The following is a 17,414-nucleotide window of genomic DNA, read 5'->3' as shown; positions in this document are numbered from 1 at the left end:
CGATCCGCACCCTGCCCTAAACCCCGCGTGCATGAGCGACCTGATCCTCGTCCTCGATGAAGGCACGACATCGACGCGCGCGATGTTGTTCGATGCCGACGGCAATCGCCGCGACAGCGAAAGCGCCGCCATCGACCAGCATTATCCCCGCCCCGGCTGGGTCGAACATGACGCCGCACAGATCTGGACGCGCACCCTGGCGGTCGGACGCGCGGTGGTGGCGCGCGCAGGCGGCCATGAGCGGATCGCCGCGATCGGCATCGCCAACCAGCGTGAGACCGTGGTGTTCTGGTCGCGACGGACCGGCGAGCCGCTGGCCCCGGCGATCGTGTGGCAGGACCGCCGCACCGCCGGCCTGTGCCGCACGCTTCGCGACCGGGGCGAGGAAGCGAGCGTGCAGGCGCGCACCGGGCTGCTGCTCGACCCCTATTTCTCCGGCACCAAGATCGCCTGGGCGCTCGACAACTGGCCCCAGCTTCGCGAGGCGGGCGACGATCTGGCGATCGGCACGGTCGAGAGCTGGCTGGTCTGGAAGCTGACCGGCGGCGCGCATGTCAGCGATGCCAGCAACGCGTCGCGCACGCTGTTGATGGCGCTGGGGAGCGGACAGTGGGACGACGGGCTGGTCGACCTGTTCGGCGTGCCGCGCGCCGCATTGCCGCGCATCGTCGACAATGTGGGCGATGCCGGATCGACCGCCATGTTCGGCGGCGACATTCCCATTCGGGGGCTGGCGGGCGATCAGCAGGCGGCGACGATCGGACAGGCGTGCCTGGCGCGCGGAGAGGTCAAGGCGACGTTCGGCACCGGCGCGTTCATCCTCGCCAATTGCGGGACCACCCCGCCCGCCTCGCGCCACCGCCTGCTGGCCACGGTGGGGTGGCAGATCGGCGGGCGGCGCACCTATGCGCTGGAAGGGTCGGTGTTCGTCGCGGGCAGTTTGATGCAATGGCTGCGCGATGCGGTCGGCATCATCGGCGACGTCGCCGAAAGTGCGGCGATTGCCGCCTCCGTCGCCGACAATGGCGGCGTGTATTGCGTCCCCGCGCTGGCGGGCATGGGCGCGCCGTGGTGGCAACCGCACGCACGCGCGGCGATCACCGGGTTGAGCTTTGCCACCGGTCGCGCGCACATCATTCGCGCCGCGCTTGAATCGATGGGGCATCAGACCCACGACCTGAAAACCGCGTTCGCCGCCGATGGCACCGACTGGACGCGCCTCAGGATCGACGGCGGCATGGTCGCCAATGACTGGATGGCACAGGATCTGGCCGACATTCTGGCGTTGCCGATCGAGCGGCCGCGCATGGCGGAGACGACGGCGCTGGGCGCGGCGATGCTGGCGGCGGTGGGCGCAGGCTGGTTCGCCGATCTGACGGGGGCAGCGGCGATGCGCGGGGCGGTCGAAACCTTTACGCCCGCCCTGTCGGAAGAGTCGCGAACGGCGCGGCTGAATGGCTGGAGCGACGCGGTTCGCGCCGCCACCGGGTCCGCGCGATAATATCCGCTTAACCCTTTCGGATTAGCTTGCGCCGCCGAAAGGGATGCGATCGTGACGAGTGCCGCCGAGACGATGGAGGGACACGAACAGCGCGCGCATCTGCGCCTGACGCTGCAGGCGGAGGGGCGGCTGTCCGAACCCTATTCGGGCAATCACGGCATCGAACTGCTCGACATTTCCGCGACCGGCGCACGCATCGCCACGTTCCGGCGCTTTCACCCCGGACAGGCGGTTTACCTGACCGTCGATCAGATTCGCGCGATCAAATGCGAAGTGCGCTGGGCGCGCGCGGGCGAGATCGGCGTCGCGTTCGAACGGCCGCTGCATGTCGCGGTGCTGGAGCACCTGGCCACCGCGCACCGGGCGAGATAGATTGCCCGCCGTCCCGGCGTTGCCGATCAGGGGCGGCACCAAACCTACAGCAGCGCTTCGATCAGGCCGATCAGGGGCCGATCGGCGGGCGGCATGTCCAGCCGGTGCAATTCGACCGGGCGCACCCATTTCAATGCCTCCGCATGATGCGCCATCGGCACGCCGCGCCATTTGCGAAGCGCAAAAAGCAGCAGCAGCAGGTGGCGGTCGCCCAGCGGTTCGCTGGCGAACACCGCGGGCGCGAGGCAGGCATGGTCGACATCGACGCCCAGTTCCTCCTGCAACTCGCGGATCAGCGCCGTTTCGGGGGTTTCACCCGCGTCCACCTTGCCGCCGGGAAATTCCCACAGCCCCGCCATCGGCTTGCCCGCCGGGCGGCGCTGAACCAGCACGCGGCCGTCGCCGTCAACCATCGCCGCCGCCGCGACCATCAGGATCGGCGCGTTCGCACGCACTTCCTTAACCCCATTCATATAAGCACCGGCACCGGAATTGCGGAGGGAAAGGACGATCATGGCGCGACTGACGGGACTGGCGCAACGGATATTCGCCGACCGTCGCGGCGCGACCGCGGTCGAATATGGCCTGATCGTCGCGCTGATCGTGCTGGCGATCATCGCCGGGGTGACGGGCGTGGCGGACGGGACGATCGCGATGTGGGAAAAGGTCAATTTCCGCGTCGACGAGGTGATGTGATCGACGGTCCGAAAGGTTCCGCCAAAAAGTCGGCCGGCAGGGTCGGCTTAAACCTTTTCCTAACCGGACTGCCGCTAATCAGGGCACGCTGGTTCGACCGATTTTCGAACGGCCGGGTGTTTGAAGCTTTGAACCGATGGAGACCGGAATGCAGACTATTCGCAAGATTTTTGCCGACAAGAAGGGCGCGACCGCGATCGAATACGGCCTGATCGCCGCACTGATCGCCGTTGCCGCCATCACCGCCATGGGCGCGATCGGCACCAACCTGAACGAAACCTTCACGACGGTTTCGAACAGCATCGACACTTCAGAATAATTTTCTGAACTGACGGATGGTTGGGGCGGCGCGTGGACAGTGCGTCGCCCTTTTCATGTCTGGCACAATCCGTCGCCCGAACCGCGCGATCCGTCGCAGCGGCAGCACCCAGGCGGCGGGGTTCATTTGACTTTAGCATTTGTCCGTCACACCCCGGCGGACATGGCCGGGATGGCCGGACGGCGGGGGCCGCACCGACTTGTTTCTGAACGACGACCAGCAATGGCTTGACGGATCGGGCACCGGAACCCGCACGATGGGGCGTGCCCGCGCACTGGCGCTGCCACCCCCGACCCGCATCGATATTCTGCGCGACCGCCTGTCGCGCTTCGACCCGGTGGTCGACCTGGGCAGCGATATCGGATCGCGCACCTGGGCGTGCGGCGCCGCGACGTGTTTGGGGCTGTGCGCGCTGACGCTGGCGCTGGCCCCCGATCTGGACCGCCCGATCCACGACCGCACCGCCACCCCCCTGCCCTCCACCGATCGTGAGGAACTGGCGTCGCAATCGATCGCCCCGCTCGCCTTTGGCGCGACCAGCGGCCGGCGGATCGGCGCGACCAGCGCGGTCTCCCCCCTCGCCGACACGCCCGAGCGGCCGACGCTGGCCCTGTCGGCCACGCTGACCGGCGGTCAGGCACTTGCCCGCACGCTGCGCCGCAGCGGGGTGAGCGCGGCTGAGGCCGATCGCGCCGCCGCTTTGGTGGCCGAAGCCGTGCCGCTGACCGATATTCCGGCGGGCACGCGGATCGACCTGACGCTCGGCCGCCGCGCCAGCCGCGACGTGCCGCGCCCGCTCGACCGGCTGTCGTTCCGCGCGCGCTTTGACCTGGCGCTGGAGATGGTGCGGCAGGACGGCGCCTTTGCGTTGAAGCCGATGCGGATCGCCATCGATTCGACCCCGCTTCGCATTCGCGGACGCGTGGGCGGCAGCCTGTATCGCTCGGCCCGCGCCGCCGGTGCGCCGGCCAAGGTGGTGGAGAGCTTCCTTCGCCAATTGGCGACACGCGTGCCGATGTCGCGCATCGGCAGCGACGACGAATATGACCTGATCGTCGAACAGGATCGCGCCGCGACCGGCGAAGTCCGGCAGGGCAAGCTGCTTTACGCCGCGATCCGTCAGGGTGAGCGCGAAACGCGGCTGGTGCGGTGGGAACGCGACGGCCGCACCCAATGGTTCGATCCACGCGGCGTGGGTGAGCGCAAGGGGATGATGGCGATGCCGGTTTCGGCGCGCGTGTCGTCGGGCTTTGGCTGGCGCCGCCATCCGGTGCTGGGTTTCCGTCGCCTGCACAAGGGCATGGACTTCGCCGCCCCGCATGGCAGCCCGATCCGCGCCGCGACCGACGGCGTGGTCGGCTTTGCCGGCCGCAATGGCGGCTATGGCAATTTCGTCAAGCTGGTCCATGGCGGCGGACTGGCGACCGGATATGGTCATATGAGCCGCATCGCCGTGCGCCGTGGCGAGCGGGTCAGCCGGGGCGAGGTGATCGGCTATGTCGGTTCGACCGGCCTGTCGACCGGTCCGCATTTGCACTATGAATTGTGGCGCAACGGCACACCGATCAACCCGACATCGGTCAGCTTTACGACGACATCGCAATTGTCGGGCCGTGACCTGTCCGATTTCCGCAGCCAGGTGTCCAGGCTGATGCAAGTGCCGGTCGGCAGCACACGCGCGGCCTCACCCGCCCAGGACTGACGACCCCCGCGCGGCGTCAGTGCCGCTGGCTGCGCCAGCGTCGGATGGTGCGCGCCAGCGCCGCTTCGTTGCCGCCCTGCTTCCACAGGCTGCTGAACGACGGGTCGGCCGATGCCGGGCGGCGCGATTCTTCCAGATCGTCGAAGACCAGCCGGATCGGTGTCGCCACGCCTTCGCCGCAGATGATGCATTCGCGGTTGCGAAGCGCCGGGATCGCGTCGAGAAAGCCGCGCGCGCCCTCCGGCATGGCCGCGCGGACGAATGCCTGGTCGCGGTCGTTGTTCAGGCGCATCGAGATGATGGTGCCGCATTGCGACAGCACCCCTTCGGCAAGGTCCGACGGACGCTGGGTAATCAGGCCCAGCGATACGCCATATTTGCGCCCTTCCTTGGCGATGCGGCTCAGAATGCGGCCGACCGACGATGCGTCGGCCTGCTTGTCGTTGGGGACATATCGGTGCGCTTCCTCGCACACCAGCAGGATCGGGCGCAGCGCCTCTCCGCGCGACCAGATGGCGAAATCGAACACCATCCGGCTGAGCACCGCGACCACGACGGTCGTGATTTCCGACGGCACGCCCGACACGTCGATGACCGAGATCGGTCGCCCGTCGGCGGGCATACGGAAAATGCGCTGGATGAACGTCGCCATGGTATCGGCCACCAACATGCCGGAGAACATGAAGGCATAACGGGGATCGTTCCTGATCTCTTCGATCTTGGTCTTCAGGCGCAGATAGGGGGCGGTGTCGCCCGCGCGGTCCATCTTGCCCATTTCGGCCTGCACCAGCGCGGTCAGGTCGCTGAGCAGATAGGGGATCGGTGAATCGACGGTCAGCTTTACATCGGTCGCAAGCCGGTTCTTTGCCCGCGCGGCAAGCAGGCATTTCGCGAGGATGTCGGCATCGACCTGTCGCTGCGATCCGGTGCTGGTCACGAACACCTCGCAATGTTCGTCGAAGTTCATCAGCCAATAAGGCATCGACAGATTGCCGACGTCATAGATCGCGCCCGTCGTGGCGAACGCCGCGGCATATTCGCCATGCGGGTCGATCATCACGATATGCCCATGCGGCGCGGACTGACAGATGCGGTGCAGGATCAGCGCGGCCGCAGTCGACTTGCCGGTGCCGGTCGAGCCGAGCAGCGCGAAATGCTTGCCCAGCAGCGCGTCGATATACAGCGAGGCCGGAATGTCGCGCGTGGGGTAAACGGTCCCGATCCGCACATTGGCCCGGTCGTCGGTGGCGTAAATCTGATGCAGGTCGCCGGTCGCCACCGGATAGACCGGAGCGCCGGGCGTCGGATAATTGGTGACGCCCCGGCGGAAGCGATAGAGCTTGCCGGTCAGCCGTTCCTCCTCCCCCTCACCCAGAAAGTCGATCCGGGCGGCGATGTCGGCATGGCCGTCGGCGGTCAGTTTCAGGTTGCGGACGCTGGCGATCAGCCAGTGCGCGCCGCTGCGGATCTTGACCAGGCTGCCGACCCGCGCGGCGCTCGCCAGCGTGGGATCGCTTTCCTCCGCCAGCGCCTCGACCGCCGCGCGGTCAAAGGTGACGCCGCTGTCGGCGCCCGAAATATCGGTGACAAGGCCGATCGGCCGCGCACCGCTGCCCGAAATGACCGCCGATACCCGGTCGGAACCCGGCGATGAGGGGCTATGTTCTGCCCGTGCGAACGCTGCACCATCCATGATGTTGGCGTTACCGGAATGGAGGTAAATTTTACGTTCGCTCGCAACGCCCTAGATACGCCGCCAGATCGCCCCCGCCGCCCAGCCGAACGCGACCGACAAGGCGACCGCGATCAGACCATAGAGGACGCCGTGATTTTGGGCGGCAGCGGCGACAAAGCGCTCGAACCCCGATTTGCGGATGTCGATTTCCCGCACCGCCGCCGCCAGCACGCGGCCATCACGGATCAGGAACGTCTCGGCGGTGAACCGCCCCACCGGCACGCGCGCGGGAATGGCGATTCGGGCGCGATACAGCACGCCGTCGGTGATCTCGACCGCGCCCGGCGCCTCGACATACAGGCCCGATCGGCGGCGTAGGTCGACCAGCCCCTTGACGAAGCGCGACTGAACATCGGCCGGCTCGCTGCCGATCGGCGACAATTGCAGGCTGTCGAGACCCAGTTCGTAGATGGCGCGCGTGCGCTCATCCACGATCCGGTCCACCGGACGGGACGACGCGATCGCGTAGAAGGAGGGGGCCGATCGATAACGCATCGATTCGGCATTGACCCACATGCCGGCGACCTTCTGTTTCTCGCGCATCCGCACCGACTGGCTGGGGCCTTTCACCACCACCACGATATCAGCGGGCCGTTCCGCCGCGCGGCGGTCGGGATAGAGGATGGCGCCGAACAGGAGCAGGTCGGCGCCGGTGAAGCTGTAGATGATCTCGATCTCGCGCTGCGACGCGTCGGGCACCAGGATGGGCGCGTCGCCACTCTGCGCCATCATCAGCGGCGCCAGCAACATCGCGGCAAGACGACGCCAGCGGATCATGCCAGGTCGACCGTATAAATCTCGTCTGGCCGCCATCCGAGACCCAGCGCCATGCGGATTGCAACCGCCAGCACGATCAGCGCCAGCGCGAAGCGGAGTTGTTCGGGCTTCATGCGCGACGCGAACCGGGTGCCCAGTTGCGCGCCCGCCACCGACCCGATCAGCAGCAGCACCGCCAGCACGATATCGACCGCGCGCGTCGTCGTTGCATGGACCATGGTCGCCGCGGCGGTCGTGAACAGAATCTGGAACAGGCTGGTCCCCACCACCACCTGCGCGCCCATGCCGAGCAGATAGATCATCGCCGGCACGAGAAAGAAGCCCCCGCCGACGCCCAGCAGCATCGTCAGCACGCCGGTCATCACGCCCAGCAGAAACGGGCCGAGCGGGGAAATGTAGAGGCCCGAGCGATAGAAGCGCCAGCGAAACGGCAGGGCGGCGATCAGCGGATGATGACGCCGCCGGGCAACGCGCACCACCTGCCCCCGTTTTCCCGCCCGCATCGCACCGAGCGATTCGCGGAACATCAGTCCGCCGACCGACCCCAGCATCAGCACATACAGGACCGCGATCACCGTATCGATCAGGCCGCTGGCGCGCAGCACTTCGAACAGCCAGGCGCCCAGCAGCGAGCCGAGCACGCCGCCGACGACCATCACCCCGCCCATATGATAATCGACACCCTTGCGCCGGGCATGGGCGAACATGCCGGACACGCTGGCCCCCGTCACCTGGCTGGCGGCCGACGCGGCGGCGACGGTCGGGGGAATGCCGTAGAAGATCAGCAGCGGTGTCGTCAGAAACCCGCCGCCGACGCCGAACATGCCCGACAGCCAGCCCACGCCGAAACCCAATGCGATGATGACCAGCGCATTGACCGACAGATTTGCGATCGGAAGATAAAGGTCCATCGACATCCCGCGCGACTGGTCGCCCCTGCTAGGCCAGCCGGGGACGAAAGAAAACCGCCTTCCCCGATTAAGCCGGTTACGACAGTCACTTGTTTTTCGTTCGCTTGCGTCGAATGGTGCAACGCGTTCGAATCGGTTGGGGCAGGCCGTTTGACACAGGGGGATTGGCTGCTGGCGTTCGCCGATGCGGCCGCGCACGAAGCGATGCTGTTCGCCGCGATCGGCTTTGCGATCGGGGGGTTCGACGATTTCCTGGTCGATTCACTCTATCTGTTCCGCCGCGCGGGCCTGTGGGCGCGTGGCATCGGCACGCCGACGCTCGCCGACCTGCCGCCGCCGGATCGCACCGGCCGTATCGCGGTGTTCGTCCCCGCATGGGACGAAAGCGCGGTCATCGGCGCCATGCTGAACACGGCCGGGGCGCGGTTCGACCATCCCGACTGGCGCATCTATGTCGGCACCTATCCCAATGACCGCGCGACGATCGACGCAGTGGCGGCCGTCGCCGAATGCGAGCCGCGCATCAGGCTGGTGATCGGCGATGCGCCCGGACCGACGACCAAGGCCCATTGCCTCAACACGCTGTGGCACGCGTTGCTGGCCGATGAAGTCGGCGACACGACCGGGACGCTGGCGGTCGTCCTGCACGATGCGGAGGACGTCGCGCACCGCCATGAACTGGCGGTCTATGCCCGACTGCTGGGGCGCGGGGCCGATGTCGTCCAGTTGCCCGTGCTGCCGCTGCTCGATCGCCAATCGCGGCTGGTGGCGGGGCATTATGCCGACGAATTCTGCGAATCCCATGCCAAGCAGATGCTGGTGCGCCAGACGCTGGGCGCGGCAATGCCGCTGGCGGGCGTCGGCTGCGCGATCGACCGCGATATGCTGGGGCGCATCGCCAGCCTGCGTGGCGGCGCGCCGTTCGACCCCGATTCGCTGACCGAGGATTATGAGCTGGGCCTGATGATCGGGCGGCTGGGCGGGCGCGCCGCCTTTGCCCGGGTGGCGGAATCGCCCGGTGGGCCGCCGGTTGCCGTGCGTGCCTATTTCCCCGCGCGCATCGATGCCGCGATCCGGCAAAAGGCACGCTGGATGACCGGCATCGCCCTTGCCGGATGGGATCGCACCGGCTGGGGCCGCATGATGGCGCTGGGCGACCACTGGATGCGGATGCGCGACCGTCGCGCCATCCTGTCCGTGCTGGTGCTGGCGGTCGCCTATCTCGCGCTGGTCGGGTGGGCGGCACTGGCCGCTATCCACTGGTGGCGCGGCGATGCCGGGCAGCCGATCGGGCCGGCGTTGAGCTGGCTGCTGGGCGTGAACGCGGGTTTCCTGGCGTGGCGCATCGCGATGCGGGTTGCCTTTGTCGCGGCTGCCTATGGCCGGGTCGAAGCGATATGGTCGATCCCGCGCATGGTGGTCGCCAACTATATCGCGCTGCTCGCCGCGCGGCGCGCGATGTTCCGTTATGTCGGGTTGCTGCGCGGCGCAAAGCTGGAATGGGACAAGACCGCGCATCATTTCCCCGACCCGCGCCAGATGCCCGAATGAGCGACGCACGCGGCCGTCCGCTGCGATTTCTGGGCATGGTGCTGGGCGGTTGGATCGTGCTTCGCGCCGCGCTGTTGCTGCCCGAAGCCGCGCAATTGCCGCGCCTGATCGCACCCCGGGCAGCGGCATCGGCGTTTGCGCTGGAATCACTGCCGCCACGCCTGCTGGACCTGCGGCCGGACAACGGCGTGATCCGCACACCCCCGCCCGCACGCACTGCCGGAAGAACACGGCGGCGCGAGGCCATCGATCACGAGCAAGTGCTGGCGCTGCTTGGCCGGATCGGCTTTGACCGGCAACAGCGGGACGCCCCCCGCACGCTGATCGCCCCTTTCGCGCCCGCTGCCGACCCGCCTCCGGCCGACCCGGCGTCCATGCCGACGGCGGCGCCCGACAGGCCGCGTCTGTCCGGCACGGGGTGGCTGGCATTGCGCGGGGGGCGCGGCGACGGATTGGGACCGGGCGGGCAATTGGGTGGATCGCAGGCCGGTGTCCGGCTCCGCTATGCCCTGGGCGCGTCGCGGCGGATCGCGCTGTCGGCGCGCGCATCGACGCCGCTGCGCGGTCGCGGGGCTGAACTGGGTATGGGCGTCGAATGGCGCCCGATCCTTGCACCGGTCGCGCTGATCGCCGAGCAGCGGGTCGGGCTGGACGGATCGCCGGGCGGGCCGACGATCATGGCGGTGGCAGGGATCGACCCGGCCCCGATCCTCTCCGGCTTCTCGCTCGAAGGCTATGGCCAGGCTGGCGGCGTGCTGCGCGACAGCCGGGTCGAGCCGTTCGCCGACGGCGCGCTACGACTCGCCGCCTCGATCGATGCGACCGAGGCATGGACGATCGGACTGGGTGCCTGGGGCGCAGTGCAGCGCGATGCCGGGCGGCTGGATATCGGCCCGTCGCTGGCCGTCCGCGTGCCCGTGGGACCGCGCGCGCTGCGCCTGTCGCTCGACTGGCGACAGCGGCTGGCGGGCGCCGCCGAACCCGGTTCGGGTCCGGCCCTGACGCTGGGCAGCGATTTCTAACGGCAGGCGACCGAACCAACGGCGCGGCAGGGCGTTTGCGAAATGGTCCCTTTCCCCCTTTCGGGACCGGTGCCTGTCGCGCACCGGCCGCGTCGTCCGCGTATCGCGGCGCGGCCAATCGGGGCCGATACGCGAAACCCGGCCGGCATCCTGCCGACCGGGTCCCCCGGTTAACCCGTGTGCAGGGCGGATTTCAGTCCGCCCGCCCTGTCGTCAGCGCCAGAAACCGCTGATGACATCGACTACAACGCCGCGGCGGCGATCGATCAGCAGCACATCGTCATAATGCCGCACCCAACGCTGGTTCCCGCGAACCGGCGGCAAGTGATAGCGATAGGGATCGTTGATCCAGTAGCGCTGGCCATAATAAACCGGTGCGATCCGCACGCCGGGGCGCCAGCGATTATAGCGGAAGGGCGCGCGCCAATTGCCACGCGCATACAGCGCGCCATTGCGGTTGCGCCAGTCGCGCCAGTCGTTGCGGCCCCAGCGATAGTCGCGGCGGTCCTGCCGCAAATCGCGGCGCGCATCACGCACATCGCGCTGTTCGCGGCGGACGTCACGTCGGTCGCCGTAACGCTGCGCCTGACGAAGCTCGCGCCGTTCCTCGCGAACGTCGCGTCGGCTGCGCTCGACCTCGCGCCACGACTGGGCGCTGGCGATGCCGGGAACCGCCAGCGACGGGATCGCGACGGCAGCCATCAAAACGGTGGTCATCAGCTTACGCATCACTTGTCCTCCATGTTCCTGCTCTCGAACGACGCCGGCACTCGCCGGTGGGGTCGTCCGTGCTGGAGCCATTCATGGCGCCGCGCCACTGAACGGCGCGGGAACGGTCAAGTCAGCGTTGCGAAAGGATCAGGGGCCGCCGGGCGCACCGGCGCCGGGCGCGCCGACAGTGCCGATATTGCCGAACAATTCCTGAAAGAAGCCGCGCTCGCGACCCAGGGTCGGGGTCTTCTTCTGCGTGGGGCTGACTTCCGCCACCTGCTCCAGGCCCATGCGGTCGATCGACGCAACGTTGTCGTTGTCGTCGAACCGGATGCGGATCGTCGTCTGGGCATTCGGATCAGGATTGTTGAAGGCATAGTTGCGGCTGTCGCGCGACACATAATACCATTCGCCCTGATCGAACTGGCCGGTCAATGTGGGCTTACCCAGCGTCCGCAGCACCGAGTCGCGATTGTCGACGCCCGGCTGCACCGAATTGATGAGGTCGGCATCGACGACATAACCCTGATGGCTTTTCAGCGGCGCGCACGCCGACGCCGCCAGCGAAAGGGCCAGCAACGATGCGATCGCACGGGGACCGGACGGCGCCATCGAAAATCTCCTGAACTCGACTTCACTCACGCGCGCCCATTGCCGATTGCATCGGACGCGATGCGCCTCAATATGCGCGCAGCGCACGCCAAACAAGGCCGCGCGACGATCAAGGAACCCGATGGGACTGCTGCAACGCCTTTTCGGCTCGACACCCGCCCGCGAGGGCGAGCCGCTATACAATGCCCTCGTCGCCCGCGCCCGCCAGCCGCACTGGTATCAGGCCGGTGGCGTGCCCGACACGATCGACGGGCGGTTCGACATGGTGGCGGCGGTGCTGACCATGGTGCTGCTGCGACTCGAACAGGATGCGGAAAGCGCGGCGACATTGTCGGCATCGCTGGCCGAATGCTTCATCGACGACATGGATGGGCAACTGCGCCAGCAGGGCGTCGGCGACATCATGGTCGGCAAGCATGTCGGCCGGATGATGGGGATGCTGGGCGGACGGCTGGGCGCGTATCGCGACGGCATGACCGGTGGCGATATCGACGGCGCGATGATCCGCAATATCTATCGCGGCACCGCGCCCGCACCCGATTCGCTGGCCCATAGCCGCGACAAGCTGCTCGCGTTTCGCGCGGCGCTGGACGGGGTGAGCGTCGAGCGACTGCGCGCCGGAGACCTGCCATGACGCCCGAGTTTTCGCGCCCGCTTCGCCTTGACCAGATCGGCGCCGGGGAAGCCAGCAGCCGTGTCGAGGCCAACACTGCCGAGCGTCAGGCACTTGCCCGCCGATTCGCGCTGTTGTCGCTTGACCAGCTCGAGGCCGATTTCGCCGTCCGGCGCGATGCGGCAGGCATTATCGCGTCGGGACGGTTCAAGGCACAGGTCGTTCAGGCGTGCGTTGCAACCGGCAAAGCCGTGCCCGCCACGCTCGATCAAGCGTTCACCGTGCGGTTCCTGCCGGAACCCGGCGACGACGCGGCCGAGGAAGTCGAGCTGGACGCCGATGATTGCGACACGATCTTCTTCACCGGCAGCGCCATCGACCTTGGCGAAGCTGCCGCGCAGACGATGGCGCTGGCGCTCGACCCCTTTCCCCGCGCGCGCGGCGCCGATGCCGTGCTTCGCGAAGCGGGCGTGCTGTCCGAAAGCGAGGCCGGGCCGCTTTCGGGGCTGGCGGCGGCGTTGAAGGACAAGCTGGCAAAGCGCGAGTGACGACGCGCGGCCGCGCTGCCAGCCACCCTTGAAATGCAAAACGCGCGCCCGGCCCGGACGCGCGTTTTGTTTATCGATACCGGGCGGTTCAGTTCGGCCGGCCAAGTCCCGCAATCGTGCGGTCGACCAGCGCGCGGTCGGCATCGGCACCATGTTTTTCGGCAAGGATCGATGCGGCTGCCTTTGCGGCGGCATCGGCGGTGCGAACGCGGATATCGGCAATCGCCTGACGCTCGGCAGCGCCGATCTTGTCCTCTGCCATGCGCGCGCGGCGCTGGACCAATTCAGCGGCGTCGGCCTCCGCCTTGGCGCGCAGGGCAACCGCCTCTTCCTCGGCATGGGCGACCATCGCGGCGGCATCGGCCTCGGCGGTCGCAAGCTTGCGCTGATATTCGGCCTTGAGCGCTTCCGCCTCCGCACGCAGCGCCTTGGCTTCGTCCAGACGACCGCGAATCGCCGCGATCTGGCCGTCGAGCATCCGCCCGATCAGCCGGGGCACGCCCTTCCACAACAGGATCAGGATGAACACTGCCATCGCCGCCGACACCCAGCCCGTGGGGTCGAGGAACAGCGCGGTGGGGTCGCTGTGCGGCACGGCTTCGCCATGCGTCTCGATCGCGTCGACGCCGGTTTCGGGCATCCCCATGCCCTCACCATGCGCGGCGGCGTCGAGTTCGGCCTGATAATTGGCATTGGGTTCGATGCCGGTCTGGACGGCCGCATCGCCCTGCGCGGGTGCATTAGCCATGGAGCACTGCCTTCACGGCGCCACGCGCCTCATCTTCGGTGACGGTTGCGCCCGACAGGCGCGCGACGATGTCGAGCGTCGCTTCGGCGGCGACGGTTTCGATCTCGGCAGCGGCGGCGTTGCTGGCGGCGGCGTTCCGTGCCTCCGCCGCTTCGACGCGGGCGGCATGTTCGGCGTCCGATACCGCGAGGCGCGCTTCGGTCGCCTGCGTGGCCTCGGCCTTGGCAGCGGCCAGCGTGGTGCGGGCGCGTTCGCGGGCCGCGTCTTCGTCGGCACGCCACTTCGCCTCATCGGCATCGGCTTGCGCGCGCGCCGCTTCGGCTGCCTTCAGATCGGCAGCGACCTGATTGTCGCGTGCATCCATCGTCGACTGGACCTTCGGCACCATGCCGCGTCCGACGATGAGAAATGCAAGGCCGAACGTCACGAGCAGCCAGAAAAGCTGCGACGCATAGGTTGCGGCGACCTGTTCGATCTGAGGCATCTGGATTTCCTGCAATCAGGGGGCCGGCGATGTGCCGGCCCCGGTTCGTCGGCGTGACGTTACGCGACGAAGATCAGCAGAACGGCCACGACGAACGCCAGCAGGCCGAGCAGTTCAGCGGCGGCGAAGCCGATGAACATGTTGCCCTGCTGACCGGCGGCGGCCGACGGATTACGCAGCGCGCCTTCGAGGAATGCGGCGAAGACATTGCCCACGCCCAGCGCGGCTAGGCCCGCACCGATTGCCGCGAGACCGGCACCCAGCAGCTTGATTGCGTCAGCTTCCATTGTTCAACTCCTTGGGAAATACGTGTGTTAGGTTGTAAACGGGAACTCAGTGATGGTCGTGCAAATGCTCGGCATCGTTGATGTAGAGCGAAGTCAGCAGCGCAAAGACATAGGCCTGCACGCCCGCCACCAACACTTCCAGCGCCGACACGCCGACCATCAGCGCGAAACTGGGGATGCCGACGGCAAAGCCGATGCCCGCGCCCGCATTGGCGGCGTTGACGACGAAGCTGGCCAGCACCTTGAGCAGGATGTGTCCCGCGGTCATCGCAACGAAAAGTCGCAGCGCCAGGCTGAACGGGCGCACCATGAACGACACGAACTCGATCGGCGCGACCAGCAACAGCACGGGGATCGGCGTGCCCTTGGGCGCGAACAGGCTGAAGAAGCGTAGACCGTGCTTGGCGAAGCCGACGATCAGCACGATCGAGAAGCTCATGATCGCCAGCACGCCCGTCACCGTGAAATGACTTGTGAAGGTGAACGGATGCAGCCGGAACAGACCCAGCGGCAGCAGGCCGATCAGGTTGCCGAACAGGATGAACATGAACAGCGTGAAGACATAGGGCACATATTTGCGCCCGGCATGGCCGATATTCTGCGCCAGCAGCTTGTCGATGAAGCCGACGAACCCCTCGACCATCATCTGCCCGCGACCGGGGACCAGCTCACGCTTCATGCCCATCAGCATGAAGGCCCACAGCGCGACCAGCGCGGCGACCATGTACAGCGCCGAGTTGGTGAACGCGATCGTGTGGCCACCGATCTGGAACAGATCGTGGATCGACTGCACCTCGAACTGGTGCATCGGATCGATGGTGCCTTGTCCTTCAGCCGCCACTGCCGTTCCCATTTGACCAAAGCGCCCGAAGCCGTGACTACGGGCGCTTGCCAGAAAGCCTGATGATGTTCCTGAACGCGCTGACAATGCCCAGGGCAAGCAGCACGAGCAGGAGCCACGGGGAGGTGCCGAGAAAATAATCGAGCGTCCACCCGATCACCGCACCGCCGACCATACCGCCGATCAATTCGGCCAGCACGCGATTGCCCAGGCGATAGCCATCCGTGTTGGACGCCCCCTCGCCTGATCGCCGTGCCTCCTGCGAGTTCGCGCGCCGCAACCGCTCATCGAGCGATTCGAGCCGCGCATCCTCGGGCAAGGGGTCCGGTCCGGGCTTGTTTTCGGCCATGCGCTCTCCCCGTTCGAAATGCCGGGGCAAATGCATCCGCCGAGCGGCAAGCCCGCCAAGGCAAGCGCCGCTTACGGGCGGGTGCCGGTCAAGTCAACCGGCCGGTCGCCCGCAACGAATTGTCGCGGAACGCTGTGGCCTAGACGCAGCGCGGATCGCGCTCGGGCGCGCCGGCACCGCGCTTTTTCCAGCTGCCGCCGGGCGCCTGATACATTTCACCCGGCTGGGTGCGCGCGATCAGGTTACACCCCGACACGAACGCGAACTGTTCGACGGTCGAACCCGCCTGCGCGCCCTGGGTGTAGGCAGCTTTGCGCTGGATGTTGATCTTGTTGACCAGCGCGCGCACGTCCGGCGTCGCCGACCCGACAATCCCCAGATAGCCGTCGGTCCGTTCCCCCACCTGCCCGGCGGCGCGCGCGGCGGCATAGGCTGGATCGCGCTGGGCATGGGCCACCGTCGCGCCGAGCGTCGCGATCCCCAGAACCAGTGCCGAAATGACCATGCGCTTCATCAGAATATCCCCGGATTTTGCTGGATCAGCGATTTCGCCTCGCCATCCAGCTTATACACCACTTCCTGCGTGATGCTGATGTTCAGGTTGATGACGATCGGCTTGTCAGGCGCGCTGACATTCACGCATCCGCCAAGGCCCGCCGCCACGCAAACCGCCACCGTCCTGAACATGGGCATTCGAATCGCGCTTTTCATCGGCGGCATCAATCCTGTTTCGCTCATGGCATGGTCTCGCTTTCGGGGGGCTGAACGTCGCGCTTTTCCTGCTGCTCGATCAGCGCAGGCAGGTTGCGTTCGATCAGGCGCGTGGGGTCGTAATAGGACTGCACCGAATCGAGCAGTTGCCGAAACGGCGCGCGAACCGTGACGTTGAACACCAAAGGCAGGCGGGCAAGGCGCCGGATGATGAAGTTGCTGCTGGCCCCTTCCCCCTGGCTGACGCCGGCAAAGCGGATTTCAGTCACCATCTCGCCATCCAGCGGGCCGTTGAGCGTCAGGTTCAGGCGCTCATATCGCAGCGACTTCAGCGCCCCGAACGCCAGATTGCCCCAGGTGCCCAGATTTTCGCGCGATACTTCACCGACATAGGCGATCGTGCCGCCCCCCTCCCGCACCGTCAGCCGCCCATTCTCGATCCGGCCGCCGCGCTCGTCAAAGATCATCGGCAGCGTGCCGTCGAATGTACCGGTCGCATTCAGATTCTCGAACTCGAACTGCTGGAGGAAGCCGGCGGCATCGACCCCCTCGACATGGAAGGTCAGCCGCCGTTCCTTGCCCGTCGACAGGTCGAGCACCGTCGGGTCGAGCGTCAGCGCCCCGCTCGCGAACGGCCAGCGACCGCCCTCCACCTGAACCTTCTGATCGCCGATCAGCCGGTAACGGACCTGCCCGTTTTCGACCGGTATGCCCGGATTGACGCTGGCGATCGTCGCCACCCCGCTTTCGCTTTTCAGGCCGAGCAAATCGGTGAAGCGGATCTCGCCCGACAGGCCGGTGACGGGACCGAATGCGGCGGCAAGATCGGTGCCCGCAGTGCGGAACACGCCGTCGCTGGTCACACCGTCCGGCGACCAGCGGATATGGCCCGCGCCCGACACGCTGCCGCGCACATCGGCGATC

The 17,414-nt window shown here is 67.2% G+C and carries 23 protein-coding genes; 9 read left to right on the top strand and 14 right to left on the bottom strand.

From position 1 onward, the window contains the following. Nucleotides 1–31: 31 nt before the first annotated feature. Together VL973_RS10810 and VL973_RS10805 are read left to right on the top strand one after the other, a co-directional pair. The gene (locus VL973_RS10810; RefSeq protein ID WP_325284028.1) at nt 32–1,501 is read left to right on the top strand and encodes an FGGY family carbohydrate kinase; all 1,470 of its coding nucleotides are present in this window, start codon (nt 32–34) and stop codon (nt 1,499–1,501) included. 51 nt (nt 1,502–1,552) lie between these two features. Further along, the gene (locus VL973_RS10805) at nt 1,553–1,873 is read left to right on the top strand and encodes a PilZ domain-containing protein (RefSeq protein WP_325284027.1); all 321 of its coding nucleotides are present in this window, start codon (nt 1,553–1,555) and stop codon (nt 1,871–1,873) included. Between the two features lie 44 nt (nt 1,874–1,917). Here the strand turns inward: VL973_RS10805 and VL973_RS10800 are convergent, their stop codons facing one another. Next, nucleotides 1,918–2,304 (bottom strand): (deoxy)nucleoside triphosphate pyrophosphohydrolase, encoded by a 387-nt coding sequence (locus tag VL973_RS10800; RefSeq protein WP_414712236.1) that lies wholly within the window; start codon nt 2,302–2,304, stop codon nt 1,918–1,920. A gap of 82 nt (nt 2,305–2,386) precedes the next feature. Here VL973_RS10800 and VL973_RS10795 point away from each other — a divergent pair, with 82 nt between their 5' ends. The 3 genes from VL973_RS10795 to VL973_RS10785 all read left to right on the top strand — a co-directional run bounded on the left by VL973_RS10795 (nt 2,387) and on the right by VL973_RS10785 (nt 4,590). Beyond that, nucleotides 2,387–2,569, top strand: a complete 183-nt coding sequence (locus VL973_RS10795) for a Flp family type IVb pilin (RefSeq protein ID WP_325284025.1) — start codon at nt 2,387–2,389, stop codon at nt 2,567–2,569. A gap of 148 nt (nt 2,570–2,717) precedes the next feature. Further along, the gene (locus VL973_RS10790) at nt 2,718–2,888 is read left to right on the top strand and encodes a Flp family type IVb pilin (protein ID WP_325284024.1); all 171 of its coding nucleotides are present in this window, start codon (nt 2,718–2,720) and stop codon (nt 2,886–2,888) included. 199 nt (nt 2,889–3,087) lie between these two features. Then, entirely contained in the window at nt 3,088–4,590 is a 1,503-nt protein-coding gene (locus tag VL973_RS10785) for a M23 family metallopeptidase (RefSeq protein WP_325284023.1), read from the top strand. 16 nt (nt 4,591–4,606) lie between these two features. Here the strand turns inward: VL973_RS10785 and VL973_RS10780 are convergent, their stop codons facing one another. Genes VL973_RS10780 through VL973_RS10770 form a run of 3 tightly spaced genes read right to left on the bottom strand, consistent with a single transcriptional unit; the run spans nt 4,607 to nt 8,013 of the window. Beyond that, nucleotides 4,607–6,283: an ATP-binding protein gene (locus VL973_RS10780; protein WP_325284022.1), complete on the bottom strand. Its 1,677-nt coding sequence runs from the start codon at nt 6,281–6,283 to the stop codon at nt 4,607–4,609. Nucleotides 6,284–6,334: 51 nt separating this feature from the next. Then, nucleotides 6,335–7,102, bottom strand: a complete 768-nt coding sequence (locus VL973_RS10775) for a TIGR02186 family protein (protein ID WP_325284021.1) — start codon at nt 7,100–7,102, stop codon at nt 6,335–6,337. Continuing rightward, on the bottom strand, nt 7,099–8,013 hold the full coding sequence (locus VL973_RS10770; protein ID WP_325284020.1) for a sulfite exporter TauE/SafE family protein: 915 nt from the start codon (nt 8,011–8,013) through the stop codon (nt 7,099–7,101). The genes VL973_RS10775 and VL973_RS10770 overlap by 4 nt, the downstream gene beginning before the upstream one ends. A gap of 150 nt (nt 8,014–8,163) precedes the next feature. Between VL973_RS10770 and VL973_RS10765 the strand changes: the two genes are divergently transcribed. Both VL973_RS10765 and VL973_RS10760 read left to right on the top strand, forming a co-directional pair. Then, nucleotides 8,164–9,564 (top strand): glycosyl transferase family protein, encoded by a 1,401-nt coding sequence (locus VL973_RS10765; RefSeq protein WP_325284019.1) that lies wholly within the window; start codon nt 8,164–8,166, stop codon nt 9,562–9,564. After that, on the top strand, nt 9,561–10,586 hold the full coding sequence (locus tag VL973_RS10760) for a hypothetical protein (protein WP_325284018.1): 1,026 nt from the start codon (nt 9,561–9,563) through the stop codon (nt 10,584–10,586). The genes VL973_RS10765 and VL973_RS10760 overlap by 4 nt, the downstream gene beginning before the upstream one ends. A 213-nt stretch (nt 10,587–10,799) precedes the next feature. On the opposite strand, the gene VL973_RS10755 is transcribed toward VL973_RS10760, so the two are convergent. Both VL973_RS10755 and VL973_RS10750 read right to left on the bottom strand, forming a co-directional pair. Then, the gene (locus VL973_RS10755; protein WP_325284017.1) at nt 10,800–11,315 is read right to left on the bottom strand and encodes an RcnB family protein; all 516 of its coding nucleotides are present in this window, start codon (nt 11,313–11,315) and stop codon (nt 10,800–10,802) included. A 129-nt stretch (nt 11,316–11,444) separates the two neighbouring features. Then, nucleotides 11,445–11,909: an outer membrane protein assembly factor BamE gene (locus tag VL973_RS10750; RefSeq protein WP_325284016.1), complete on the bottom strand. Its 465-nt coding sequence runs from the start codon at nt 11,907–11,909 to the stop codon at nt 11,445–11,447. Between the two features lie 121 nt (nt 11,910–12,030). Here VL973_RS10750 and VL973_RS10745 point away from each other — a divergent pair, with 121 nt between their 5' ends. Together VL973_RS10745 and VL973_RS10740 are read left to right on the top strand one after the other, a co-directional pair. Then, complete coding sequence (locus tag VL973_RS10745; protein WP_325284015.1) at nt 12,031–12,543, top strand: ubiquinol-cytochrome C chaperone family protein; 513 nt, start codon at nt 12,031–12,033, stop codon at nt 12,541–12,543. After that, nucleotides 12,540–13,070 carry a YceD family protein gene (locus VL973_RS10740; protein WP_325284014.1) on the top strand — a complete coding sequence of 177 codons (531 nt, stop codon included), beginning with the start codon at nt 12,540–12,542 and terminating at the stop codon, nt 13,068–13,070. Before VL973_RS10745 ends, VL973_RS10740 begins: the two co-directional genes overlap by 4 nt. A gap of 88 nt (nt 13,071–13,158) precedes the next feature. Here the strand turns inward: VL973_RS10740 and VL973_RS10735 are convergent, their stop codons facing one another. The 8 genes from VL973_RS10735 to VL973_RS10700 form a co-directional block, all read right to left on the bottom strand. Then, nucleotides 13,159–13,818 (bottom strand): F0F1 ATP synthase subunit B family protein, encoded by a 660-nt coding sequence (locus tag VL973_RS10735; RefSeq protein ID WP_325284013.1) that lies wholly within the window; start codon nt 13,816–13,818, stop codon nt 13,159–13,161. After that, on the bottom strand, nt 13,811–14,302 hold the full coding sequence (locus tag VL973_RS10730) for a F0F1 ATP synthase subunit B family protein (protein WP_325284012.1): 492 nt from the start codon (nt 14,300–14,302) through the stop codon (nt 13,811–13,813). The genes VL973_RS10735 and VL973_RS10730 overlap by 8 nt, the downstream gene beginning before the upstream one ends. Before the next feature lie 59 nt (nt 14,303–14,361). After that, nucleotides 14,362–14,589 (bottom strand): F0F1 ATP synthase subunit C, encoded by a 228-nt coding sequence (locus VL973_RS10725; protein ID WP_096343951.1) that lies wholly within the window; start codon nt 14,587–14,589, stop codon nt 14,362–14,364. Nucleotides 14,590–14,635: 46 nt separating this feature from the next. Further along, nucleotides 14,636–15,397, bottom strand: a complete 762-nt coding sequence (locus tag VL973_RS10720; protein ID WP_325284059.1) for a F0F1 ATP synthase subunit A — start codon at nt 15,395–15,397, stop codon at nt 14,636–14,638. A 70-nt stretch (nt 15,398–15,467) separates the two neighbouring features. Beyond that, nucleotides 15,468–15,779 carry an AtpZ/AtpI family protein gene (locus VL973_RS10715; RefSeq protein WP_325284011.1) on the bottom strand — a complete coding sequence of 104 codons (312 nt, stop codon included), beginning with the start codon at nt 15,777–15,779 and terminating at the stop codon, nt 15,468–15,470. A 139-nt stretch (nt 15,780–15,918) separates the two neighbouring features. Beyond that, nucleotides 15,919–16,293: a YdbL family probable chaperone protein gene (locus tag VL973_RS10710; RefSeq protein ID WP_325284010.1), complete on the bottom strand. Its 375-nt coding sequence runs from the start codon at nt 16,291–16,293 to the stop codon at nt 15,919–15,921. Next, a complete protein-coding gene (locus VL973_RS10705) occupies nt 16,293–16,472 on the bottom strand; it encodes a YnbE family lipoprotein (protein ID WP_325284009.1) in 180 nt (59 codons plus the stop codon). The genes VL973_RS10710 and VL973_RS10705 overlap by 1 nt, the downstream gene beginning before the upstream one ends. 41 nt (nt 16,473–16,513) lie before the next feature. Continuing rightward, nucleotides 16,514–17,414 (bottom strand): intermembrane phospholipid transport YdbH family protein (locus tag VL973_RS10700; RefSeq protein ID WP_325284008.1); only part of this gene is annotated, 901 nt, incomplete at its 5' end.

Origin of the sequence: Sphingomonas sp. (assembly GCF_035490575.1) — a bacterium.
Taxonomy (GTDB): domain Bacteria; phylum Pseudomonadota; class Alphaproteobacteria; order Sphingomonadales; family Sphingomonadaceae; genus Sphingomonas.
This window is presented reverse-complemented; position numbering and strand designations above follow the sequence as displayed.